This window comes from Acinetobacter shaoyimingii (assembly GCF_011578045.1).
GTDB classification, from domain to species: domain Bacteria; phylum Pseudomonadota; class Gammaproteobacteria; order Pseudomonadales; family Moraxellaceae; genus Acinetobacter; species Acinetobacter shaoyimingii.
In genome coordinates this window covers 401,310-419,897 of record NZ_CP049801.1, presented here as the reverse complement: position 1 = coordinate 419,897, position 18,588 = coordinate 401,310, and the positions used below count along the sequence as shown (strand labels likewise).

General features: G+C 37.9%; 18 protein-coding genes. 4 read left to right on the top strand and 14 right to left on the bottom strand.

Features of this window, described 5'->3' with window-relative positions; translation table 11 throughout:
- Nucleotides 1-28 precede the first annotated feature (28 nt).
- Together G8E00_RS01875 and G8E00_RS01870 are read right to left on the bottom strand one after the other, a co-directional pair.
- Entirely contained in the window at nt 29-1,234 is a 1,206-nt protein-coding gene (locus tag G8E00_RS01875; protein WP_166221621.1) for a TIGR03862 family flavoprotein, read from the bottom strand.
- Complete coding sequence (locus G8E00_RS01870) at nt 1,235-1,879, bottom strand: class I SAM-dependent methyltransferase (protein WP_171522908.1); 645 nt, start codon at nt 1,877-1,879, stop codon at nt 1,235-1,237.
- Nucleotides 1,880-1,966: 87 nt separating this feature from the next.
- Here G8E00_RS01870 and G8E00_RS01865 point away from each other — a divergent pair, with 87 nt between their 5' ends.
- A complete protein-coding gene (locus tag G8E00_RS01865; protein WP_166008661.1) occupies nt 1,967-2,146 on the top strand; it encodes a DNA gyrase inhibitor YacG in 180 nt (59 codons plus the stop codon).
- 527 nt (nt 2,147-2,673) lie between these two features.
- Here the strand turns inward: G8E00_RS01865 and G8E00_RS01860 are convergent.
- The 5 genes from G8E00_RS01860 to G8E00_RS01840 form a co-directional block, all read right to left on the bottom strand.
- Entirely contained in the window at nt 2,674-3,318 is a 645-nt protein-coding gene (locus G8E00_RS01860; RefSeq protein WP_166221617.1) for an MBL fold metallo-hydrolase, read from the bottom strand.
- Nucleotides 3,319-3,342: 24 nt separating this feature from the next.
- Entirely contained in the window at nt 3,343-4,353 is a 1,011-nt protein-coding gene (gene hemH, locus G8E00_RS01855; protein WP_166221615.1) for a ferrochelatase, read from the bottom strand.
- A gap of 95 nt (nt 4,354-4,448) precedes the next feature.
- Nucleotides 4,449-5,465, bottom strand: a complete 1,017-nt coding sequence (locus G8E00_RS01850; protein WP_166221613.1) for a DUF4062 domain-containing protein — start codon at nt 5,463-5,465, stop codon at nt 4,449-4,451.
- 109 nt (nt 5,466-5,574) lie between these two features.
- A complete protein-coding gene (murI, locus tag G8E00_RS01845; RefSeq protein WP_166221611.1) occupies nt 5,575-6,453 on the bottom strand; it encodes a glutamate racemase in 879 nt (292 codons plus the stop codon).
- A gap of 47 nt (nt 6,454-6,500) precedes the next feature.
- Nucleotides 6,501-7,112, bottom strand: a complete 612-nt coding sequence (locus G8E00_RS01840; RefSeq protein WP_166221609.1) for a DUF1285 domain-containing protein — start codon at nt 7,110-7,112, stop codon at nt 6,501-6,503.
- A 203-nt stretch (nt 7,113-7,315) separates the two neighbouring features.
- Between G8E00_RS01840 and G8E00_RS01835 the strand changes: the two genes are divergently transcribed.
- Entirely contained in the window at nt 7,316-9,028 is a 1,713-nt protein-coding gene (locus tag G8E00_RS01835) for an electron transfer flavoprotein-ubiquinone oxidoreductase (protein ID WP_166221607.1), read from the top strand.
- Between the two features lie 172 nt (nt 9,029-9,200).
- Here G8E00_RS01835 and G8E00_RS01830 read toward each other — a convergent pair whose 3' ends face one another.
- From G8E00_RS01830 to G8E00_RS01800, 7 genes are all read right to left on the bottom strand, one after another.
- Nucleotides 9,201-9,713, bottom strand: a complete 513-nt coding sequence (locus tag G8E00_RS01830; RefSeq protein WP_166221605.1) for a hypothetical protein — start codon at nt 9,711-9,713, stop codon at nt 9,201-9,203.
- Entirely contained in the window at nt 9,685-11,178 is a 1,494-nt protein-coding gene (locus G8E00_RS01825; protein WP_166221603.1) for a zinc metalloprotease, read from the bottom strand. Before G8E00_RS01825 ends, G8E00_RS01830 begins: the two co-directional genes overlap by 29 nt.
- Nucleotides 11,165-11,785 carry a hypothetical protein gene (locus G8E00_RS01820; RefSeq protein ID WP_166221601.1) on the bottom strand — a complete coding sequence of 207 codons (621 nt, stop codon included), beginning with the start codon at nt 11,783-11,785 and terminating at the stop codon, nt 11,165-11,167. The genes G8E00_RS01825 and G8E00_RS01820 overlap by 14 nt, the downstream gene beginning before the upstream one ends.
- Nucleotides 11,785-12,258, bottom strand: coding sequence for a DUF4123 domain-containing protein (locus G8E00_RS01815; RefSeq protein ID WP_166221599.1), 474 nt, complete (start codon nt 12,256-12,258; stop codon nt 11,785-11,787). The genes G8E00_RS01820 and G8E00_RS01815 overlap by 1 nt, the downstream gene beginning before the upstream one ends.
- Nucleotides 12,259-12,270: 12 nt before the next feature.
- Nucleotides 12,271-14,943 (bottom strand): type VI secretion system Vgr family protein, encoded by a 2,673-nt coding sequence (locus G8E00_RS01810; protein WP_166221597.1) that lies wholly within the window; start codon nt 14,941-14,943, stop codon nt 12,271-12,273.
- 248 nt (nt 14,944-15,191) lie between these two features.
- Nucleotides 15,192-15,446 carry a sulfurtransferase TusA gene (gene tusA / locus G8E00_RS01805; RefSeq protein ID WP_166221595.1) on the bottom strand — a complete coding sequence of 85 codons (255 nt, stop codon included), beginning with the start codon at nt 15,444-15,446 and terminating at the stop codon, nt 15,192-15,194.
- 56 nt (nt 15,447-15,502) lie between these two features.
- Nucleotides 15,503-15,967 (bottom strand): hypothetical protein, encoded by a 465-nt coding sequence (locus G8E00_RS01800; protein ID WP_166221593.1) that lies wholly within the window; start codon nt 15,965-15,967, stop codon nt 15,503-15,505.
- Between the two features lie 182 nt (nt 15,968-16,149).
- On the opposite strand from G8E00_RS01800, the gene G8E00_RS01795 reads away from it, so the two are divergent.
- Together G8E00_RS01795 and lnt are read left to right on the top strand one after the other, a co-directional pair.
- On the top strand, nt 16,150-16,989 hold the full coding sequence (locus G8E00_RS01795) for an HlyC/CorC family transporter (protein WP_166008674.1): 840 nt from the start codon (nt 16,150-16,152) through the stop codon (nt 16,987-16,989).
- Entirely contained in the window at nt 16,986-18,545 is a 1,560-nt protein-coding gene (lnt, locus tag G8E00_RS01790) for an apolipoprotein N-acyltransferase (RefSeq protein WP_166221591.1), read from the top strand. The genes G8E00_RS01795 and lnt overlap by 4 nt, the downstream gene beginning before the upstream one ends.
- The last annotated feature ends 43 nt before the right edge of the window (nt 18,546-18,588 follow it).

Sequence of the window (18,588 nt, the reverse complement as noted above, 5' to 3'; positions counted from 1 at the left end):
GCAACTTGTATAAAATAACGTCAATTTTTCAGTTTTTTGTATGCAAATAACGATGTACGCCATACCCTGCCGCACGTCCTGTAGCAAAGCAAGCTGTGAGTAAATAACCACCCGTTGGTGCATCCCAGTCCAGCATTTCACCACAACAAAAAATACTTGGATTGGATTTTAACTGTAATTCAGTTGTCAACATCGTTTGCTTGATGCCTCCCGCACAGCTAATCGCTTCTTCAATCGGTCGAAAACCGTTTAACTCAATTTTTAATGACTTAATTTGCTTCGCCAAAACCAAAGGATCATTCCACAACGCTTTATCAACCACCTCACGTAATAGATTTGATTTTGCTACATCTAAGCCAGCTTTTCGCCATAGATTTGAGGTGCTTTGTTTTCTATTCGGTTTTAACTTTTCTGCCAATTGCCCAACGGTTTGATCTGGCAATAAATCCAGATAAATAAACATTGGGTTATTCTGTTTGCTTAAAGCTCTTAATGCACGTCCATGTTTATAAACCAAACCACTTTCTAAACCGTAATGCGTGATGACAATATCGCCTGAACTTTTGTGACCACCTTCTACCCATGCATCTACACGTTTCAAAGGTTCACCAAAAACAGGCTGCATAAATTTAGACCACGCCCGTTCAACACCTGCATTGCTGGCTTGAAAAGGTTCTATTTCAGCCGAATCTAACCATTGTTGCCAAGCGCCATCACTGCCCAAACGAGACCAAGAGACAGCGCCACAGGCTAAAACAATTGCATCAAAACGTTCAGAAAATTCTGTTTGCTCGGCTAAATTTTCAATGGTGAGTTGGTTATCAATCAAATCTTTGACTTGATGACGATAGTGAAACTGAATGCCATGTTCAGCGAGTCTTTTCAACCATGCCCGAAGTAATGGTGCAGCTTTCATTTCAATGGGAAAAATACGCCCAGATGAACCCACATAAGATTCAATCCCTAGGTCTTTCATCCAAGCTTGAATCCACGTCGCATCCCATTGCTCAATCCAAGGTTTTAACCATTCAGCATGGTCATAACGATTGATGAACTGAGTAATATTTTCAGCATGTGAAATATTCAGTCCAGTTTTTCCTGCCATTAAAAATTTACGAGCCGCAGAAGGTTTTTGCTCATAAACATGAAGCTCATAATCATATTGAGCCAGCACTTCTGCTGCCATGAGACCTGCAGGTCCTGCCCCAATAATCGCAATTTTTGGCTTGGACATTTACACCGTGTCCTGTGCATTTTGACCTTGTAAAGGCTGAAAATCGTCAAAACGAGTTTGGTAAGATTCAGGCTTGGTGATGATCAATTGCTGACACAATTCACCTCGCTCCAAATATTTCACTTCAAAATGGGTACGTGCTGAATCTTTGGCAATCACCTGCTTTTCATAAGGCAGATTCCAAATTTTTTTAAGCTGTTGTTCCGCTTCTTCAATATATTCTGGAATATTACTGGCCAACGTAATTGAGCCATTGCTTTGCAATCTGGAAATTAAAAACTCAAAAAAAGGCATATTTAACCAACGCTGAGCGGGATTATGTGGCTCAGGATTTGGATATAAAATAAAGAACTGTTGTACTTGTTTCGGGTACAAAGCATGTACGACCCAAGGTAGAGCATCTGCATGAATCGGCTGAAGGTTGCTTTGCCCTTCAATACTATGTTGCTTTTGCATAGCCAAGAACTTTTCCCGTGTACGCTCAATCGCAATCAGTTGATGCTCTGGATTTTGCTCAGTAAACAATAATGCATGTTTGCCTTTGCCCGCCCCAATTTCCACACAAATTGGAAGATTGGCGATACTTTGAAAATCACGGGGTGCATGCATACGCTGTGCTTGAAATTGACGAATCGGCATAATCAGATCAAACTAAGTAAAATCTGTGCAAGTCTAGCAATTCTGAATGTATTTGCCTATTTGTTCCGTTTAATCCTTTGCTTTGGAGCCATTATGCCTCGTACCTTCCCTTGCCCTCGTTGTGGAAAACCAAGCACTTGGGAAAATAATGAATATCGACCTTTTTGCAGTGAACGTTGCAAAATGATTGACTTAGGTGCTTGGGCCAATGATGACTATAAAATTCCAACTGAAGATTCGCCGCAAGCCGATCAGGGTGAATTTCACGAATAAGTTTTCATTTTTTTAACTTTTTTCAAGAATAGTGTCTTCACTATTCTTGATGTGAACTATGATCATCGTGGCAAAGCCACCTTATAGCGGTTTATTTGATGTTATTCTTTGAACGATTGATGAGAAATAAAATAAATTAGGTGAATTATTTATCATAATTATTACATTAATGTGACACATTTCACATTTTTAATCTTATAATAAATTGTCTCCTTCAAAAAAAAGTTCGTTTAACATGTTTGATATGGTCTATAACATCGCATTCTATATTTTCGTCTTACTCGCTCTCACTTTTCTCGGATTTGGTATTGTAATCTTTGATAGTTTATTGCTTATGATCGGTATGTTGTTTGCACTTGCATGTGTCCTCATGGCCTTAGAAACAAAAGCCTAAAGCCGTTTAAGAGCAATAAAAACTGCATCATATTACATGATGGATAAAGGATATTAACTGAGTCCAACTTATTCAATCATATCCTTATCTTTCACTTAGGTCTTGATTCTAATTCTAGCTTGAGTACAGAACTTCAACCCGCTTTACTGGCAACAAATGGATTGAATTTCTTTTCATGTCCAATGGTACTCAGTGGTCCATGTCCAGAAATAAACTGCGTTTCATCAGGCAAAGTAAAACATTCTCTTTGAATCGAATCTAACAATTGCTGATGATTACCTTTAGGGAAGTCTGTACGCCCGATTGAACCTTTAAACAAAACATCGCCTGTCCAAAGTACGCCATTATTGGCATTGTAGAACATAACATGACCAGGGGTATGACCTGGTGCAAATCGAACTTCAAATTGTTCATCGCCCAATTTAAGGACTTCCCCACCTTCAAGCCATTGATCGACAATCACTGGTTCAGGAATAGGAAAACCATAACGTGCAGACACTTCTTGAATCATGTCGAGCCAAAAAGCATCTTCTTTATGTGGACCAATCACCGGAACATTCCATACTTTCTTTAAAGCACCAACAGCACCTGCATGATCTAAGTGTCCGTGCGTCAACCAAAGTGCTTTAACATTGAGACCTAAAGCCTCAACCTCACTTTTTAGCTTGTCCGCATCACCACCTGCATCAATTAAAATGGCATCTTTGCTTTCAGAATCCCAAACAATCGAGCAATTCTGTGCAAATGCGGTCACAGGAACAATTTTAACTTGTAGCATAATGGTGAAGTCCTAAAATAATGATTAATGCTTCAATGTCTGTTTTAAAGCATCTAGATGAGCTTGAACAAAATCGCTCAATAAATCAATATGGTCATCTCGACTATTTAAGGCTGGAATGTAAGCATATTGTGCACCCCCCTCACTGAGGAAAAGTTCAGCATTTTGCATTGCAAGCTCTTCCAAAGTTTCCAAGCAATCTGCTGAAAATGCAGGACTGAGCACCTGAACAGATTGAACACCTTTCTTTGCCCATTCACTCAAAATGACATCTGTATACGGTTTAACCCACTCTTGCTTACCAAATCGAGATTGGAAACTAATGCCCCATTGATCATCCTTCAGACCCAAGTGTTCTGCAACTTTTTGAGCAGTCATACGACAACGATCTGCATAGGGATCACCTTTATCTGCATAAGGTTGAGGTATGCCATGAAAGGACATCAATAACTTTTCAGCTTGACCATGTTCAGCCTGATAGTCACGAACACTTTGTGCAATCGACTCAATAAATTTCGGATGTTGATAGTAATCTCGGATTAACGTTAAACCGGGCAAATTACGTTGCTTTAATACCCATTTTGAGACTGCATCATATAATGGCGCTGTTGAAGTCGCCGAATATTGAGGAAATAATGGAAATAAAATCACATGGTCTGACTGACGCTCAGAAATTTGCTCAAGCGCTCCCGAAATTCCAGGATTGCCATACGTCATTGCAGGCACAATCTCTAAATCAAAATCGGTATTCCGCGGTTGAAGCTTGGTTTTGATCAGTTCAACCTGTTGAAATAAGATCTCACGCATGGGGGAATCTTTAGACCAAACTTGTGCATAGGCTCCAGCGACACGTTTTGGACGAAACGGTAAAACAAAACAATGTAAAATAATTTTCCATATAAAAGATGGAATTTCAATGACACGCTGGTCAGATAGAAACTGTTTTAAAAATTGACGAACATCTGGCACTGTAGGTGTATCTGGCGTACCTAAATTTGCAACAATGACGGTTACTTTCGGTTTAGATAAAGTCATGACTTCACTCTTACAGTTCAATTTTGACCACGGTACTTTATCAGACTCTTTGCAAATAATAATACGGAAATACCAATCTCTATGATTGGGAGAATTTAAAATGCGGTGATTTGTTTATCCAATAGTTTTAAGTCTTTGAGATGTTTCAGAGATTTTTCTGTGACTTGCCACAACATGCGCTGTCGTTCATCTCGACCTACGGGCACAATCCAATCATTTTGACGCATTTGTTGCTTGATAATATGCAATGAACGAATATTAATTTGTGCACGAGATACCGCATGTGCGCGTGGCATTTGGGTCTGTGCATCAACCAAACCGGTTTTGTTTAAATACTGATTGAGCACCCTCGAAAAATACTCTTCAGGCAATGCTTGCACAAACTCACTCGACAAGACTTGAAAAATATCTGCCCAACTCATTTCTCGAATGGCGGATAACTCTTTAAAATTACCATCTTGATAAGCATGCATTTTGTATTCAAAACTTAAAGTATCATTTAAGGTCACTTTAGGTAGAGATAAGAACGGATCATCATCCACTTTTCCCTGACTCATTTCGACCTTCTTCAACTTAGATTTCAAACGATCAATTTCATCTTGTAGAGATTGAATACTTTGTGGTCGCACCCAACCTAAAACTGGGTATCGCTCTAGCATCTGTGGCATATACGAGCGAACCGCAAGTTCTAAATCACGCAAAGTGCGATAGGTCACCACTTGCTCCACTTCTTTTTGCAATTGATTGCGAAACTCGTGAAATTTATCTTTTAGCGCTTGCTTGGATTCTTGTAATTCAGGATCACGTGTATCAGGGCTTTCGTGCATAAATACAATGACAGGCTTTTGCTTCGTAACTGCATAAATATATTCTAGTTGTAAATAGCTGACCCCAGAAACCGATTGTTCACCATATTGGCTACCTAAAAGCAAAAGGACGTAGTCACAATCATCAATTTGACGTCGTGCAAAAGCAGTACTGAGAGGTGTTCTTTGTTCTAATCCCCAAGAAAAAAAACCAATACCAATCAATGTCTGAGAGATAACAACTCTCTCGGGTTGCATCTCTTTACCAGAAGTCGTGATAAAAACTTGGTAACGCTTGTCAAGCATAGCTAAACCCGTTCCTTTATTTACTTTATATAAATACCCAATTAAAAATTTTCAAGCAAACTCAGCGTTATTTTTTTAATTTTGATGCACTTTACGTATGCTGAACCAATTAGCACATTTTATCAACAATATTGTCGATTGACCATGACAATTCAAAATCTATTAAACAATTCATGACTGGTTTTAACTCTTCAGCATTTTGCCCACTTACATAACACTCTAAACGAACATGATCATTGTTTATTTGATCTGAAATAAGTTGACCTTTCAATAGAATACGTGCTGTTTGACGGGCGACTGGCACACCTGAATCGACCATTGTGAACGTATCTCCGTACAATTCACGAATTGTATTTTTTAAAAATGGATAATGCGTACAACCCAGAACAAGATAATCTGCACCTTGTGCTACGGCTGGGTCAAGAACAGCACGAAGGCTTGCATGACATGCTTCGCTTTGTTGCAAGCCAGCCTCAACGAAAGGAACCAGATCTAAACAGGTCAAATTCAGCACCTGAACACCTGTAGGCTCTGCAAAATTTTTCATGACATCTTTAATCAATTTACCACGAAATGTTGCAGGCGTTGCCAATACAGCAACCACTTTGCTTTTACTTTGTAGAACGGCTGGTTTTAGGGCTGGTACAAGGCCAACAATCGGAAACTTTTCACCATAATGCTCACGTAAATAATCCAGACTAAATGCAGATGCAGTATTACATGCCACCACGGCAATTTTACATCCTTGACGATACAACCACTCAATTGCATGTGCAGTCAATTCGCGGATTTCCTGATCCTTACGAGGACCATAAGGTACATGTGCTGTATCGGCATAATAGACGATGCGTTCGTTGGGTAAATAGCGTGCAATTTCTAAAGCCACAGATAAGCCACCAATCCCAGAATCAAAGATTCCAATGGGTGCATTGGCCTCTGCATGAGGCATAGGATCATTTAAAGGTGATAAGGGTAAAATGGCAGACATCTCAGCGACTACTTTGTGAGTTGAATTGGATGAGCAAAGCTTAAACCTCAAGTGCCTAATTGCAAGTGTAAATTACCACTTTGTAGCGATAAAACAGATTCTCCATGTTCATTTTCCACTAATTCACCCATTTCCACCAAATGAAAAAAAGTCGCACGTTGAATGAGTGCATTGATACCAAAACGAACATGCACATAAGGACGCATTTCACTCGCATATTCACGCATGAAAATCGGATGCGCCTCATCGACAATAATCACGTCTTGGTTGGTCGTGGTCAGTTGAATATAGCTTTGCCCTTCTATTTCAACACGATCCACCTGATTGACCAATAAAGGCACATCTTCAACTTCAATTTCAATTTGTTCCACTGGAGTTTTTAAATAAAATTTACCCTCTTCTTTCCAAAGTACCGTGGAAAAAAGATCCAGAAGGCTTTGTCGTTTAATCAATTGACCTTCGTGCCACCATTCACCATTGGCTTTTACCTTCAAATCCATTTTGCCACAATGCTTTGGATGCCATTGATCTAATGGAGGTATTGACCTTTTGTGACTTGGCTGTGCATCTTTTAGGTATTGTGCAATACTGTTTAAGTTTTTATCATCAGATGTAAGAGTTTTACTCACTGCCGATGTAGAATCATTTTGTTTTACCATGGTTTATGCCTTGCTGACGAAAAAATAAAACGACTCAGCCAATTGGCTAGATCAAGGATTAAAACTATACTAGCGCAAATTATATAAAAGGTATGATAGCTTAATTGTACCTAGGAATTAAGAACACTCATGGCAGCACCGATTTGTGTTCATTTTAAACACAGGACAACGGTTGCCACCTATAACAGTATGAGGAGTCCTTTATGGAACACATCGAACGTGAATCGATGGAGTTTGATGTCGTTATTGTAGGTGCAGGCCCTGCTGGTCTTTCCGCTGCAATTAAAATACGTCAACTTGCAATTGAAAATAACCTAAACGATTTAACAGTTTGTGTCGTCGAAAAAGGCTCCGAAGTCGGTGCACACATCCTTTCTGGTGCTGTACTTGAACCACGTGCAATCAATGAGTTGTTCCCAAACTGGAAAGAAGAAGGCGCACCTTTAAACGTTCCTGTGACTGAAGATAAAACTTTCTTCCTTCTTTCTGAAACAACTTCTAAAGAAGCTCCTCACTGGATGGTACCAAAAACCATGCACAACGATGGTAACTACGTGATCTCTTTAGGGAACGTGGTTCGTTGGTTAGGTCAAAAAGCCGAAGAGTTAGAAGTTTCAATTTTCCCAGGCTTTGCAGCTTCTGAAATTCTCTACCATGAAGATGGTACAGTCAAAGGTATTCAAACCGGTGATATGGGTATTGGAAAAAATGGTGAGCCAACGGCTAACTTTACCCCAGGTTATGAACTGCATGCCAAATACACACTATTTGCTGAAGGTTGCCGTGGTCACTTAGGTAAACGCCTCATCTCACAATTTAATCTTGATAAAGATGCTGATCCTCAGCACTACGGTATCGGAATTAAAGAACTTTGGGAAATTGACCCTGCAAAACACAAACCAGGTTTGGTAATGCATGGTGCAGGCTGGCCGCTCAATGAAACGGGTTCTTCAGGTGGTTGGTGGTTATACCATGCTGAGAACAACCAAGTGACTTTGGGTATGATTGTGGACTTATCATATGAAAATCCACACATGTATCCATTTATGGAAATGCAGCGTTGGAAAACACACCCACTGATTAAACAGTATTTAGAAGGTGGTAAGCGTATTTCTTACGGTGCTCGTGCCGTAGTAAAAGGTGGTTTCAACTCTTTACCAAAATTAACTTTCCCAGGTGGCTGCCTCATTGGTGATGACGCTGGTTTCTTGAACTTCGCTAAAATCAAAGGCTCTCATACAGCAATGAAGTCTGGGATGTTGGCAGGTGAAGCGGTATTTGAAGCAATTCAATCGGGTGTTGAAAAAGGTGGTGATCTTGCGGTTGCACGTCCATTGGAAGGTGAAGATTTCTTCGTAAAAGAACTCACGTCTTATACTGACAAATTTAATAACAGCTGGCTGAAAGAAGAGTTATATAACTCGCGTAACTTTGGCCCTGCAATGCATAAATTTGGTCAATGGATGGGTGGCGCATTTAACTTTATCGATCAGAACGTGTTTAAAGTACCATTTACATTGCACGATTTAACACCTGACTTTAAAGCAATTAAAACCGTAGATGCTGTAAGCTTTAAGCCGAATTATCCAAAACCAGATGGCAAGCTCACCTTTGACCGTTTGTCTTCAGTATTCGTTTCTAACACGGTACATGAAGAAAATCAGCCTGCGCATTTGAAATTGACGGATGCTTCAATTCCTGTAAATGTAAACTTACCAAAATGGGATGAGCCTGCACAGCGCTACTGCCCTGCGGGTGTTTATGAAATTATGGAAAATGATGACGGTTCGAAGCGTTTCCAAATTAATGCAGCGAACTGTGTACACTGTAAAACTTGTGATATTAAAGATCCATCACAAAACATTACTTGGGTAACGCCTGAAGGTGGCGGTGGTCCAAACTACCCGAATATGTAATTTCTATTCTATAGAGTTTAAAAAACCCGCTTAAGCGGGTTTTTTTATTTGCAAATAGATGAATTAAATATAATAACACTCACAAGCATTTCAAACTTGACTAAAAAATACTCTACCCCTCAATCAATCAAACATTAAAGGTCTTTTAAAGAGAGTTAAGACTTCGTCACAATTATCTTTTCTTATAAATCATAATTAGGTTATTTCGATCATTAAGTCTATGATAACGATCTGGGCTATAAAAACTAATAATTAAATCATTTGATAAATCAAATTCTTTAATATCGCCTTTTGCTGGAATGTGAATGGATTTAAAAAACAAATCAAGTTTATTTTTATCATAATTGATTTCAGTATATTTTAAAAAGCCTAAAATCTGCTCTTTGATTAAATCAAACTCTTTGTAATCTTCATTTGAAAAATATAATCTATATATTACAGGTTTATTATCAATAAAACTGATTTTAACTACACTTTGAGGATATCCACATGCGATAAAATTTTGATAAAAAGAGCATTTCCCCCCTAATCCCTTAAAATTAGTAATACTATTTTTTGATATAAATATACCTTTCTCAAGAGCAGCTGAATATTCACGCGGTGTATCATTTACTATTGGTGATAAAGCATAAGAAAAACCAGAACTTAAGATTAAACTAATCCATAATAATACTTTGATCTTCACACATAATCTCCCATTGAAATTTGTTAAGAACATTTTCTACTATTAATTCTTTATCCGTTTCATCACCACTAAATGGATTTTGATGAGATTCATAATTTTCGTCAGTAACTGAACTATAATCCATTAAATTATCTGTTGTAGCCTGATAAAATTGTGCTTCAGACGAATTTGCTTCAAATATATGACTTAAACCTAAAGAATGTGCTAACTCATGATTAGCTGTATTTAATGCATCATTAGGCCTTTCAATAAAGAAATCATAAATAATTGTTGCATTACCCCATCCTGTTGTGGAATTGTGACTAGCGACACCTCCAGCCCCAAACCCAGAATAAATTTCTCCTACTTTAATCTCTAATCCTTTATCTCTACGCTTTTCTACAATTTCTTTTTCACGATCTAATGCATAAGACCCACATTTTAAATCTATAAATATCAGATATGTAATTTGATTATGATTATCATCAACATGATTTTCTACATTTGGACTATAAGTGCCATATATATTTAAGATATCGTCTCTCATTTTGTAAAGATAGTTAGTTGCTTCACTCACTGTTTCTTTGGCAATATATTGCTCATTTTTTGCTCTCAAGTATCTAACTTTAAAGTCATATTGCTCAAAAATATTTGTATCTATACTAAACGTTTCCTCTTCCTCAAATATAGGGACAATTAGAGCTTGCGCCATTACTGATTGAATTGCTTCTTTATACTTTTGAGGTAAGTTAAATACTTTATGAACTTGAAATTTAACAGGTTGAATACGAATAGCACGATATACATTATTTGGATAAATAACAGATTGACCCACTTGTTGTGTTGATCCATCAGAAAAATGTGCAATAATTTTTATTTCTTCAAAATTCTCTATATATCCGCCAATAATTTTAATATTTATTGCATTTTCTTTTCTATAAAATTTTTCATTTTTTCTAGAAATTTGTACTTTTGGATCTCGAATAAAATCCTTTGCTTTCCCATTACAAATGAAGGAATTAAGATCAATAAATGATGGTTGTATTTGAACAAATTCATTTTCACTCATAAATTCTATGCGTGTCGCATCTGAAAATAATTCAGCATCAATCTCATATACCTCTACATCAAGAGTTAATCCATTGGCTTGTTTATTTTTTATATATTCAGATGCATCTTCATCAATATCCGAAAACATTGAAATTATTGAAGGAATATATTCTTTACCATATGGGCTTATTCTAGGCACTCCTTCACAATAATACATTTCTTTCAAGTCTCTAATTCTACCTAAATAAATAGGCTCAATCATAGGTGAATAAGCTAATAATTTAGTTAGAGGCTGTTCATATTCCGCTCTAAACCAATCAAACCCAAACCCTTTACTTTCATCAAAATAAATTGGGCGTCTTAAATGCACTAAAAATTTTTGATTGCATCCAGATGTGCAATCATTCAGAGTACCAGTCGAATTAACTCTCAACATAATATTTACCTAAAATTTTTATTAATTCTTCAGTTGTACTAATTTTTTTTGAAAAAAAATGATCTTTTAAAAAATTTATACCAAATAGAAATTCAGCCTTAGAATCTAAATTATCTTGTATTTCAAATAAATGATTTTTTTTCTTTAAAAAATTAAATTTTTCTTTATATATTTCTTCAGGTCTTAATTGATCATAATGTAATACAAAGTTTTTAATCGCGTTTTTAAAAAAAATGTAATTTCCACCTAAAACATCTTTTTGATATTCGTTAAAAAAATCTTTTAATTTGTTGGTGAAATCTAACTCGGGTAGATAATCATTATCATCATAAAACTCTTGTATCCAAACAAAGTTTTTATCTTCCATGAACGAATAGCCTATTCCTCCCATTAAATCTAAATGAAATCTCAAGCAATCTAATTGAGTTATTCCTAGTTTTTCTAATTTTTCAATTTTCTTTTCAACTGTTCTATTAAATTCACAAAATTCCTGACCTACTTGAAAAAATTGAAATTTCTTATAAAAATCTCTAGAAATATTAACCAGTTTATATTTTCTTGTTTCTTCAATGATGACTTGCATACCTGAATCTTCAATGATAAACATTAGATCACCCTTTTAAAGATATAATTCGCTTCAAAACTCTTATAATCATCGACTAACAAATATAACTCTATAAAACTTTTATAAATTTCATTATTATCAAAAATTTCATCTAACTTTGAAAAATACATAAATTCATAAAATCTAAAAAATTGAATTTTTTCATTAACTATTGGAAACATCATTCTTTTTAATATCGCAATTTTTTTATCAATTTTTTCTTTTGAAGAAAAAATACTAAGAGCAGACTTTGTTTGTACACACAAATCAACAATACTATCCAACTCACTATCGTTTAATTTTTTATAATTTAAAAGCAGTGGTGAAGAAAAGAAATCTATATGACTATTAATAGTACCTTCGAATAAACTATAAACTTGAGTATTTTTACTTTTATTTAAAATATCTTTGATTTGATCTGAAATCAAAATCGGATCAACTAACAAAAATACATTCTCACCCTTTATTTTTTTCATTTTTTAGTCCGTTTAAGCAAAAGGCAGCTTTGACATCGCTGCTTTTTTTAAACAATCAATACATAAAACATTTGGTAATAAAGGAATATTAAATGAAGTCTTACTACCAGGTATAAAAATATGCTGCCCAGCCTTCGCCTCAAACTTCCCAGCTGTTGTAGGCAATACTCCTGCACTACTAATCTCAATCTGAGAACCACCTGCAATCAACACTATCTTCTTACTGGCTTTCACCTCAATCGTATCTTCAGTCGAAATAATCTGAATGCCTTTACGTGCAATTAAATCTGCACCATCGCCTTGGGCCTGTATTTCAACTTTCCCTTTACCAGCGTATAGTCTCGCCCCTTCCTTTGCTGCAAAAAGACTAATTTTGTCTTGCGCATGCGCTATAACCGATTTCTGCGTCGATATATTCACGCTATCCCCAGCATGAATATTGAGCTGTCGATCAGCTGCAATGTGTATATCTTCATTGGAGCTGACGGCAATACTATTTGGCGAAGCAAGGAGCATGAGTGCTTTTTTAAATGCATTCACTTTACTTTGTCCTTCTTCAGAAGCATCTGCATCCAAATCTGAAATAAATGCTTTTAAATTGTCTAAATTTTCTAAAGGATCCGTCTGCTGATTCTTCGCCACTTCACTTAAGGCTTTAGCGTTGTTTAAGCTACTTTCAATCTGTGACTTGGCTTCATTGGCATCTAGATGGTTGCCACTGGCTTCATCTTGCCGGTGGGTTGATATCAATAAACCTTGTCCTGCTCGCACCGCTCCCCACTGATCCGTTCTCAGTTCAAAGCCTTCACCTCGTCCTTCGCTCTCTGCTGTGTCTTTAGGATGGCTGAGATTGCCGAGGTTGAGTTGTGTTGACCCATGACTACTTTGCAGTTGAGTGGAGATTTGCCCAGTGGTGTCATCAAAGCGCAGTTGCCCAAAGCCTTCGCCCCCAACTTCTTTGGAGCGAATCCCTGCTAACTTTTTGGTATCTGGCAGTTGACCTTTAATGTCAAACTTGGTTGGACTGCGTTGTGCTTCGTGAATACGTCCCACCACGAATGGTCGGTCAATGTTGCCATCAAAGAAGTCAATCACCACAATTTCATTGATACGTGGGAGGAAGCGTGCACCATAGCCTTCACCTGCCCATGGGGTTAGAACATCCACCCAAGCCGAGTCAGTATCATCATTGTTAGTACCTGCACCACCATCAAACTGGTGGTCTTCGTTACGGGTAAACAAGAAACGGACTTTAATGCGTCCCCATTCATCGACATGGATTTCTTCACCTGCAGGGCCTACGACTTTGGCACGTTGCGGATGTGCCGCAGGACGATGTGCTAGTGGGTTATATTCTGGAACCGTAGTGACGTTACGACGTTGCAAAATTAAGCTGTTGGCTTGGCGTTCGTCGTTTGGGTTGGCGCTAATCAGGTTTGTGCTGGCTGCACCATTAAAACGATTCTGCGTCCATTGGCTTTGTGCCAGTAGCTTGTTGATTTGATCATTCAGATCTTTGGGTAAGTTGTTCTGATTATAGAAGGTCTTTCCGACAATCAGGAATTCTTTGTCTGCACCACTGTGCTGATCAATTTCTGGGTGTTCGTTCAATTCAAACCAATAACCGACCTGACTATCACGCACGGTAGAGTTGGCGATAAATTGTTTGCTTTGGGCATCATAATAGTTGCTTAAGTTTTGATTGAGCTTTTCAATCTGGCTGTTGCTAGATGCTGTGGCTTGGTCTTCACCGTTTAAGTCTTGCATCCACGCTGGGCTAAAGTGCCATGCTTGTTCTAAGCCTAAGCTGGCATTGTCTTGATTTTGACTGTGTTGATGTTTGCTTTGAACTGAACCTGCGCCTTCTTCTTGTTCGAGGACATCGGCTTGCCAGCGTTGTACATGAACAGCAGTGGGTTGTAGGGAGCGTTGTCCAATAAAACTGGTGATACTGTCTTGTTGTTCTGTGGCACTACTACGATGAAAACGAATATTACGACGGTCTAATGCGGTGTATTGGCTGTTGTCATCGATCAAACGTAGTTTTTGGGCTTCAATTGAAGCTGATGAATTCGGCACAGTCAGTTGAGCTTCATCAATCAACCAGTTAATGCCTTCGCTACGCATTAAGCGAGTAAGGAAGTCGTAATCCGTTTCATTGCTTTGCATAATGAATGGACGGACATCGTACTGGTTTTTAAGTCCGCTGATATCAAGGCTTAAGCTAGAAGCGAATAACGGGCTTTTGTTTTGCCATTCCTGAAAAAGCGTATCGACCACATCCACAACAGATTTATTCATAAACACACGGCTATTGCGTCGTTTATGCCACAGTGAAGTTGGGTCTTCTAGAGTGAGTTTATATAGGGTGAGTGAGCCGTCACTTTGCCCTTGTGCAGCTTCAGTAATAATGCCCGTAGTACGGAATAACTTGCCATTGTCTGTGACTTGATCGACGGCTACCTGACTGCCAATGAATTCTTTTAAAGAGATCTGCGCATTGGTCGACAGACAGATGAGTTCTGCCTTTAACCCCTCGTTTAAGGCATGTTGTCCGTCTATGCGTTGTAAAAAGACTTGGCTATTTAAGTTGGAATTGGAAAATTGAACATGGATGGCACGTTTTTGTGCGGTCAGCCCCAAATTTTCAACAATTCTTTGAATATCATTGACAAAGTTATTCATTATTAGAATTCATTATTATTTCGATAAACTGGTCACATTATAAACAAAAAGTCAGCATTTAAATAACAAAAAGTAAACCTAAATTGTGACTTTTTGTATTATGTGAAATATAAAGTATTGAACAACAATTATTTATAACAAGTACTTCTATTACATAAAATTTCAAAACAAAGGGGTAATTTATGCCCCTGTATTTTACTTTATTCGTGAAGTTTTATGCCTCAAGCTTTGTTAACAAAGCTTTTAGACTAGCCTTTCTTCACCAAGTAATGAAATTCTTTATGACCCTGTTCATCTAAACGTTCTTCTTGTAATAACAGTTCATGACCAAGGTGCATACAAAATTTTGGAATGTCCCAAGACGTTGAATTGTCAGTTGCAAAAACTTCAACCACATCACCCGATTTTGATTTACGAATCGCTTGATGCAACATCATCACAGGCTCAGGACAACGCAGACCACGCGTATTCAATTGGATGCTTGGTGTAACAGAATCAGACATAATCAACTCACTCAGGTAATAACTAATTTTAACATAGGTTGGAATAAAACCTGCAATCAGGGTTGATCCTGATACACCTTAGAAATCACCCATACTTGTGAAAAATCTTGATCATTTTGAATATCGATCTGATAAACATCCACCACAATTTTCAGGTTTTCATCGTCTATATCGTGACAACGTTTTTTGATAAAAGCCTGATCAAGAATAATGGCATGACGGCGCTTTCCATCAATCACAAAATCCATAGCAGTGAACTCTTCTCTGCGTCTGACTTTATTACGAATTGCACGTTTCAAGACTGGCTCATCAATGCCTCGATAAGCTGTACGAGTATTGATAGTTTGTGAGGCTTTTGAACATCCGCCTAAAAACCTTGCAGGTTCATTCGGAAGGAAACTCACAAAATAATAAGGCTCTTTAGATGACTGATGAGTAACTTGAGGCTGAGCATGTGCCACAGTGAATAATGCTGTCAAAATAAGCAGCCCTAAACTTGGAATGATTGAATTTTTTGTCATTTTTTTCATTCTTTATTGTATAAAACTTGATTATCATCCAAATTCTTTTCGCAAATTTCAAGTTGAATTTCTTTACCTAAAGCTATATTCATCGAATGGTTCATTTAATGAGATAGACATCTGTATTTTCTTAGGTATGATAAAAATTATATTTTTAAATTAAAGAGTCTTTAGGAAAGATCATGCACGATGAATCAGGCACATCATGGGGTATGCGCGGTTTACGCAAATGGTTAGGTACAGCGCCAGAAACCCGAGATGAACTGTTAAAATTAGTACAAGATTCACGCCGCTTATTAGAGCCAGATACCGTCGCTATGTTAGAAGGTATTTTTGAGCTACCTGCAACCAAAATTCGTGAAGTCATGACCCCTCGTACGTCAATGGTCAGTTTACAAGAAGATGATGAACTTCTTGATATTCTCGATGTACTGATTGATTCAGCACATTCACGTTTTCCAGTGTTTTCAGCAGATGAACCTGACAATGTGGTCGGCATTTTATTGGCCAAAGATTTATTGCCCTTCTTAAAAGATCGTAATTCTAAAGTCACTGTACATGCGCTGATGCGTCAACCGATTTTCGTTCCAGAAAGCGCACGTTCAGACCAAGTGCTACGTATGCTCAAAAATACGCAAACGCATATTGCGATTGTTATTGATGAATATGGCACAACCTCTGGTTTGGTGACTCTTGAAGATATTTTGGAAGAAATTGTCGGTGAAATTGAAGATGAACACGACAATATTGATGAAGAAGCAAATTTCATCATTCCAGATCAATCGCATACCACTGCAAATAGCTGGTTGGTTCAAGCGCTTACACCAATTGAACATTTCAACAATGTTTTAAATGCAGACTTTTCTGACGATGAAGTAGAAACTGTCGGCGGTTTATTGCTTCAAGAAATTGGTTTAGTTAGTGATTTACAAGGTCAGGTCATTGAACTTGATGATTGGACATTTACTATTCTTGAGGCCGATGCCCGTACCATCCATTTGATTCGAGCCGTACATAAATGAGAGCATCCTTTGAAAAGCTGCTAAATCCATCCCAACAACAAAAACAGCTCCCTTTAATTTTTCCACTGATGATTGCACTAATTTCTGGTGCAATTTTTAGTTTTGCCTTAGCCCCATTTCACTGGTGGTGGTTAGCCATTCTGTCACCTGCATTATTATATGCGTCTTTACATGAACGCTCTGCTAAACAAGCCTTCGGTATAGGTTGGGCCTATGGTTTTGGGCTATGGTTTGTTGGTGCTTTTTGGCTGTATACATCCATCCATGAATTTGGCAATACGCATGCTGCATTAAGCGTACTGATGATTGCCATTATGGCTTTGGTCATGGGTCTGTTTACTGCTGTGCAAACGTGGCTTTACCGTCGTTTCTTTCCTGAGACACCATTGACCTTTGCACCGATTTGGATTGTATTTGAATGGGCAAAAACATGGGTATTTACAGGTTTTCCGTGGTTATTTGCAGGTTATGCTTTTACAGAACGATATCTAGATCATTATGCCCCTGTATTTGGTGTATTTGCTGTTTCCTTCGTGGTCATTCTTCTGGCAAGTGCCTTGGTGGAAATTCTTCGTAGAAAATGGTTATGGATTATTCCTTCGGCTTTTTTTCTTGTACTGGCATGGGCTTTTTCATTTATACAATTCGTTGAACCGAAAAATGAGAAACCACTTTCTGTCTCTTTGATTCAGGGCAATATTCCGCAAGATTTAAAATGGCTGACCGAGTATCAAGGAAAAACCTTAGAAATCTATGCTCAGCTCAGTCAATCTGAATGGGGTCGTGACCTGATTGTATGGCCTGAATCATCTATTCCACTGTTCCAAACAGATATTCCAGATTTTTTACAGTTGATGAATCAACAAGCTAAAAATACAGATACAGCTTGGGTTACAGGTATTCCTTATTGGGATTTGAAAGAATCAAAACAAAATGGCGCACCCATGTATTACAACGCCATGATTGCTTATGGCAGTGATGCAAGTGGACTATACAAGAAACAACGTTTAGTGCCTTTTGGTGAATACATTCCTTTGTCTGGATTACTCAGTTGGGTTCTTCCTGCATTGCAAAATGATCCTTCAATGAGCGGTTTTTCACGTGGTTCTTCAACGCAGAAACCATTCAATATCAAAGGACATCATTTGGCTGCTGCGATCTGCTATGAAGTAGCTTATCCAAATCTCACCAGACGTAATGCACAAGACAGTGATTTTCTTGTGACTGTTTCAAACGATGCATGGTTTAAGGGGACTGCAGGACCGCAACAACATTTACAAATGGTGCAAATGCGCGCTATTGAAAATGGTCGATGGTTCATTCGTGCAACCAATACAGGTGTCACAGCATTCATTAATCCTGAAGGTCATATTGTCAAACAAGCACCATCGGATAAACGTGCTGTACTGCGTGGCGACTTGCCAGCGATGCAAGGTCAAACCCTTTATAGTCGTTTAGGCGATTGGCCTATCTTAATCTTCTCTATTTTATTGTTGATTTTAGGATGGATTTATCGTCCCCGTCAGGTCGATATTTCATTTAAATCTCGTCGCTAAAATAAATCCTTGTCATCAAAAAACCGAGCGCATATGCTCGGTT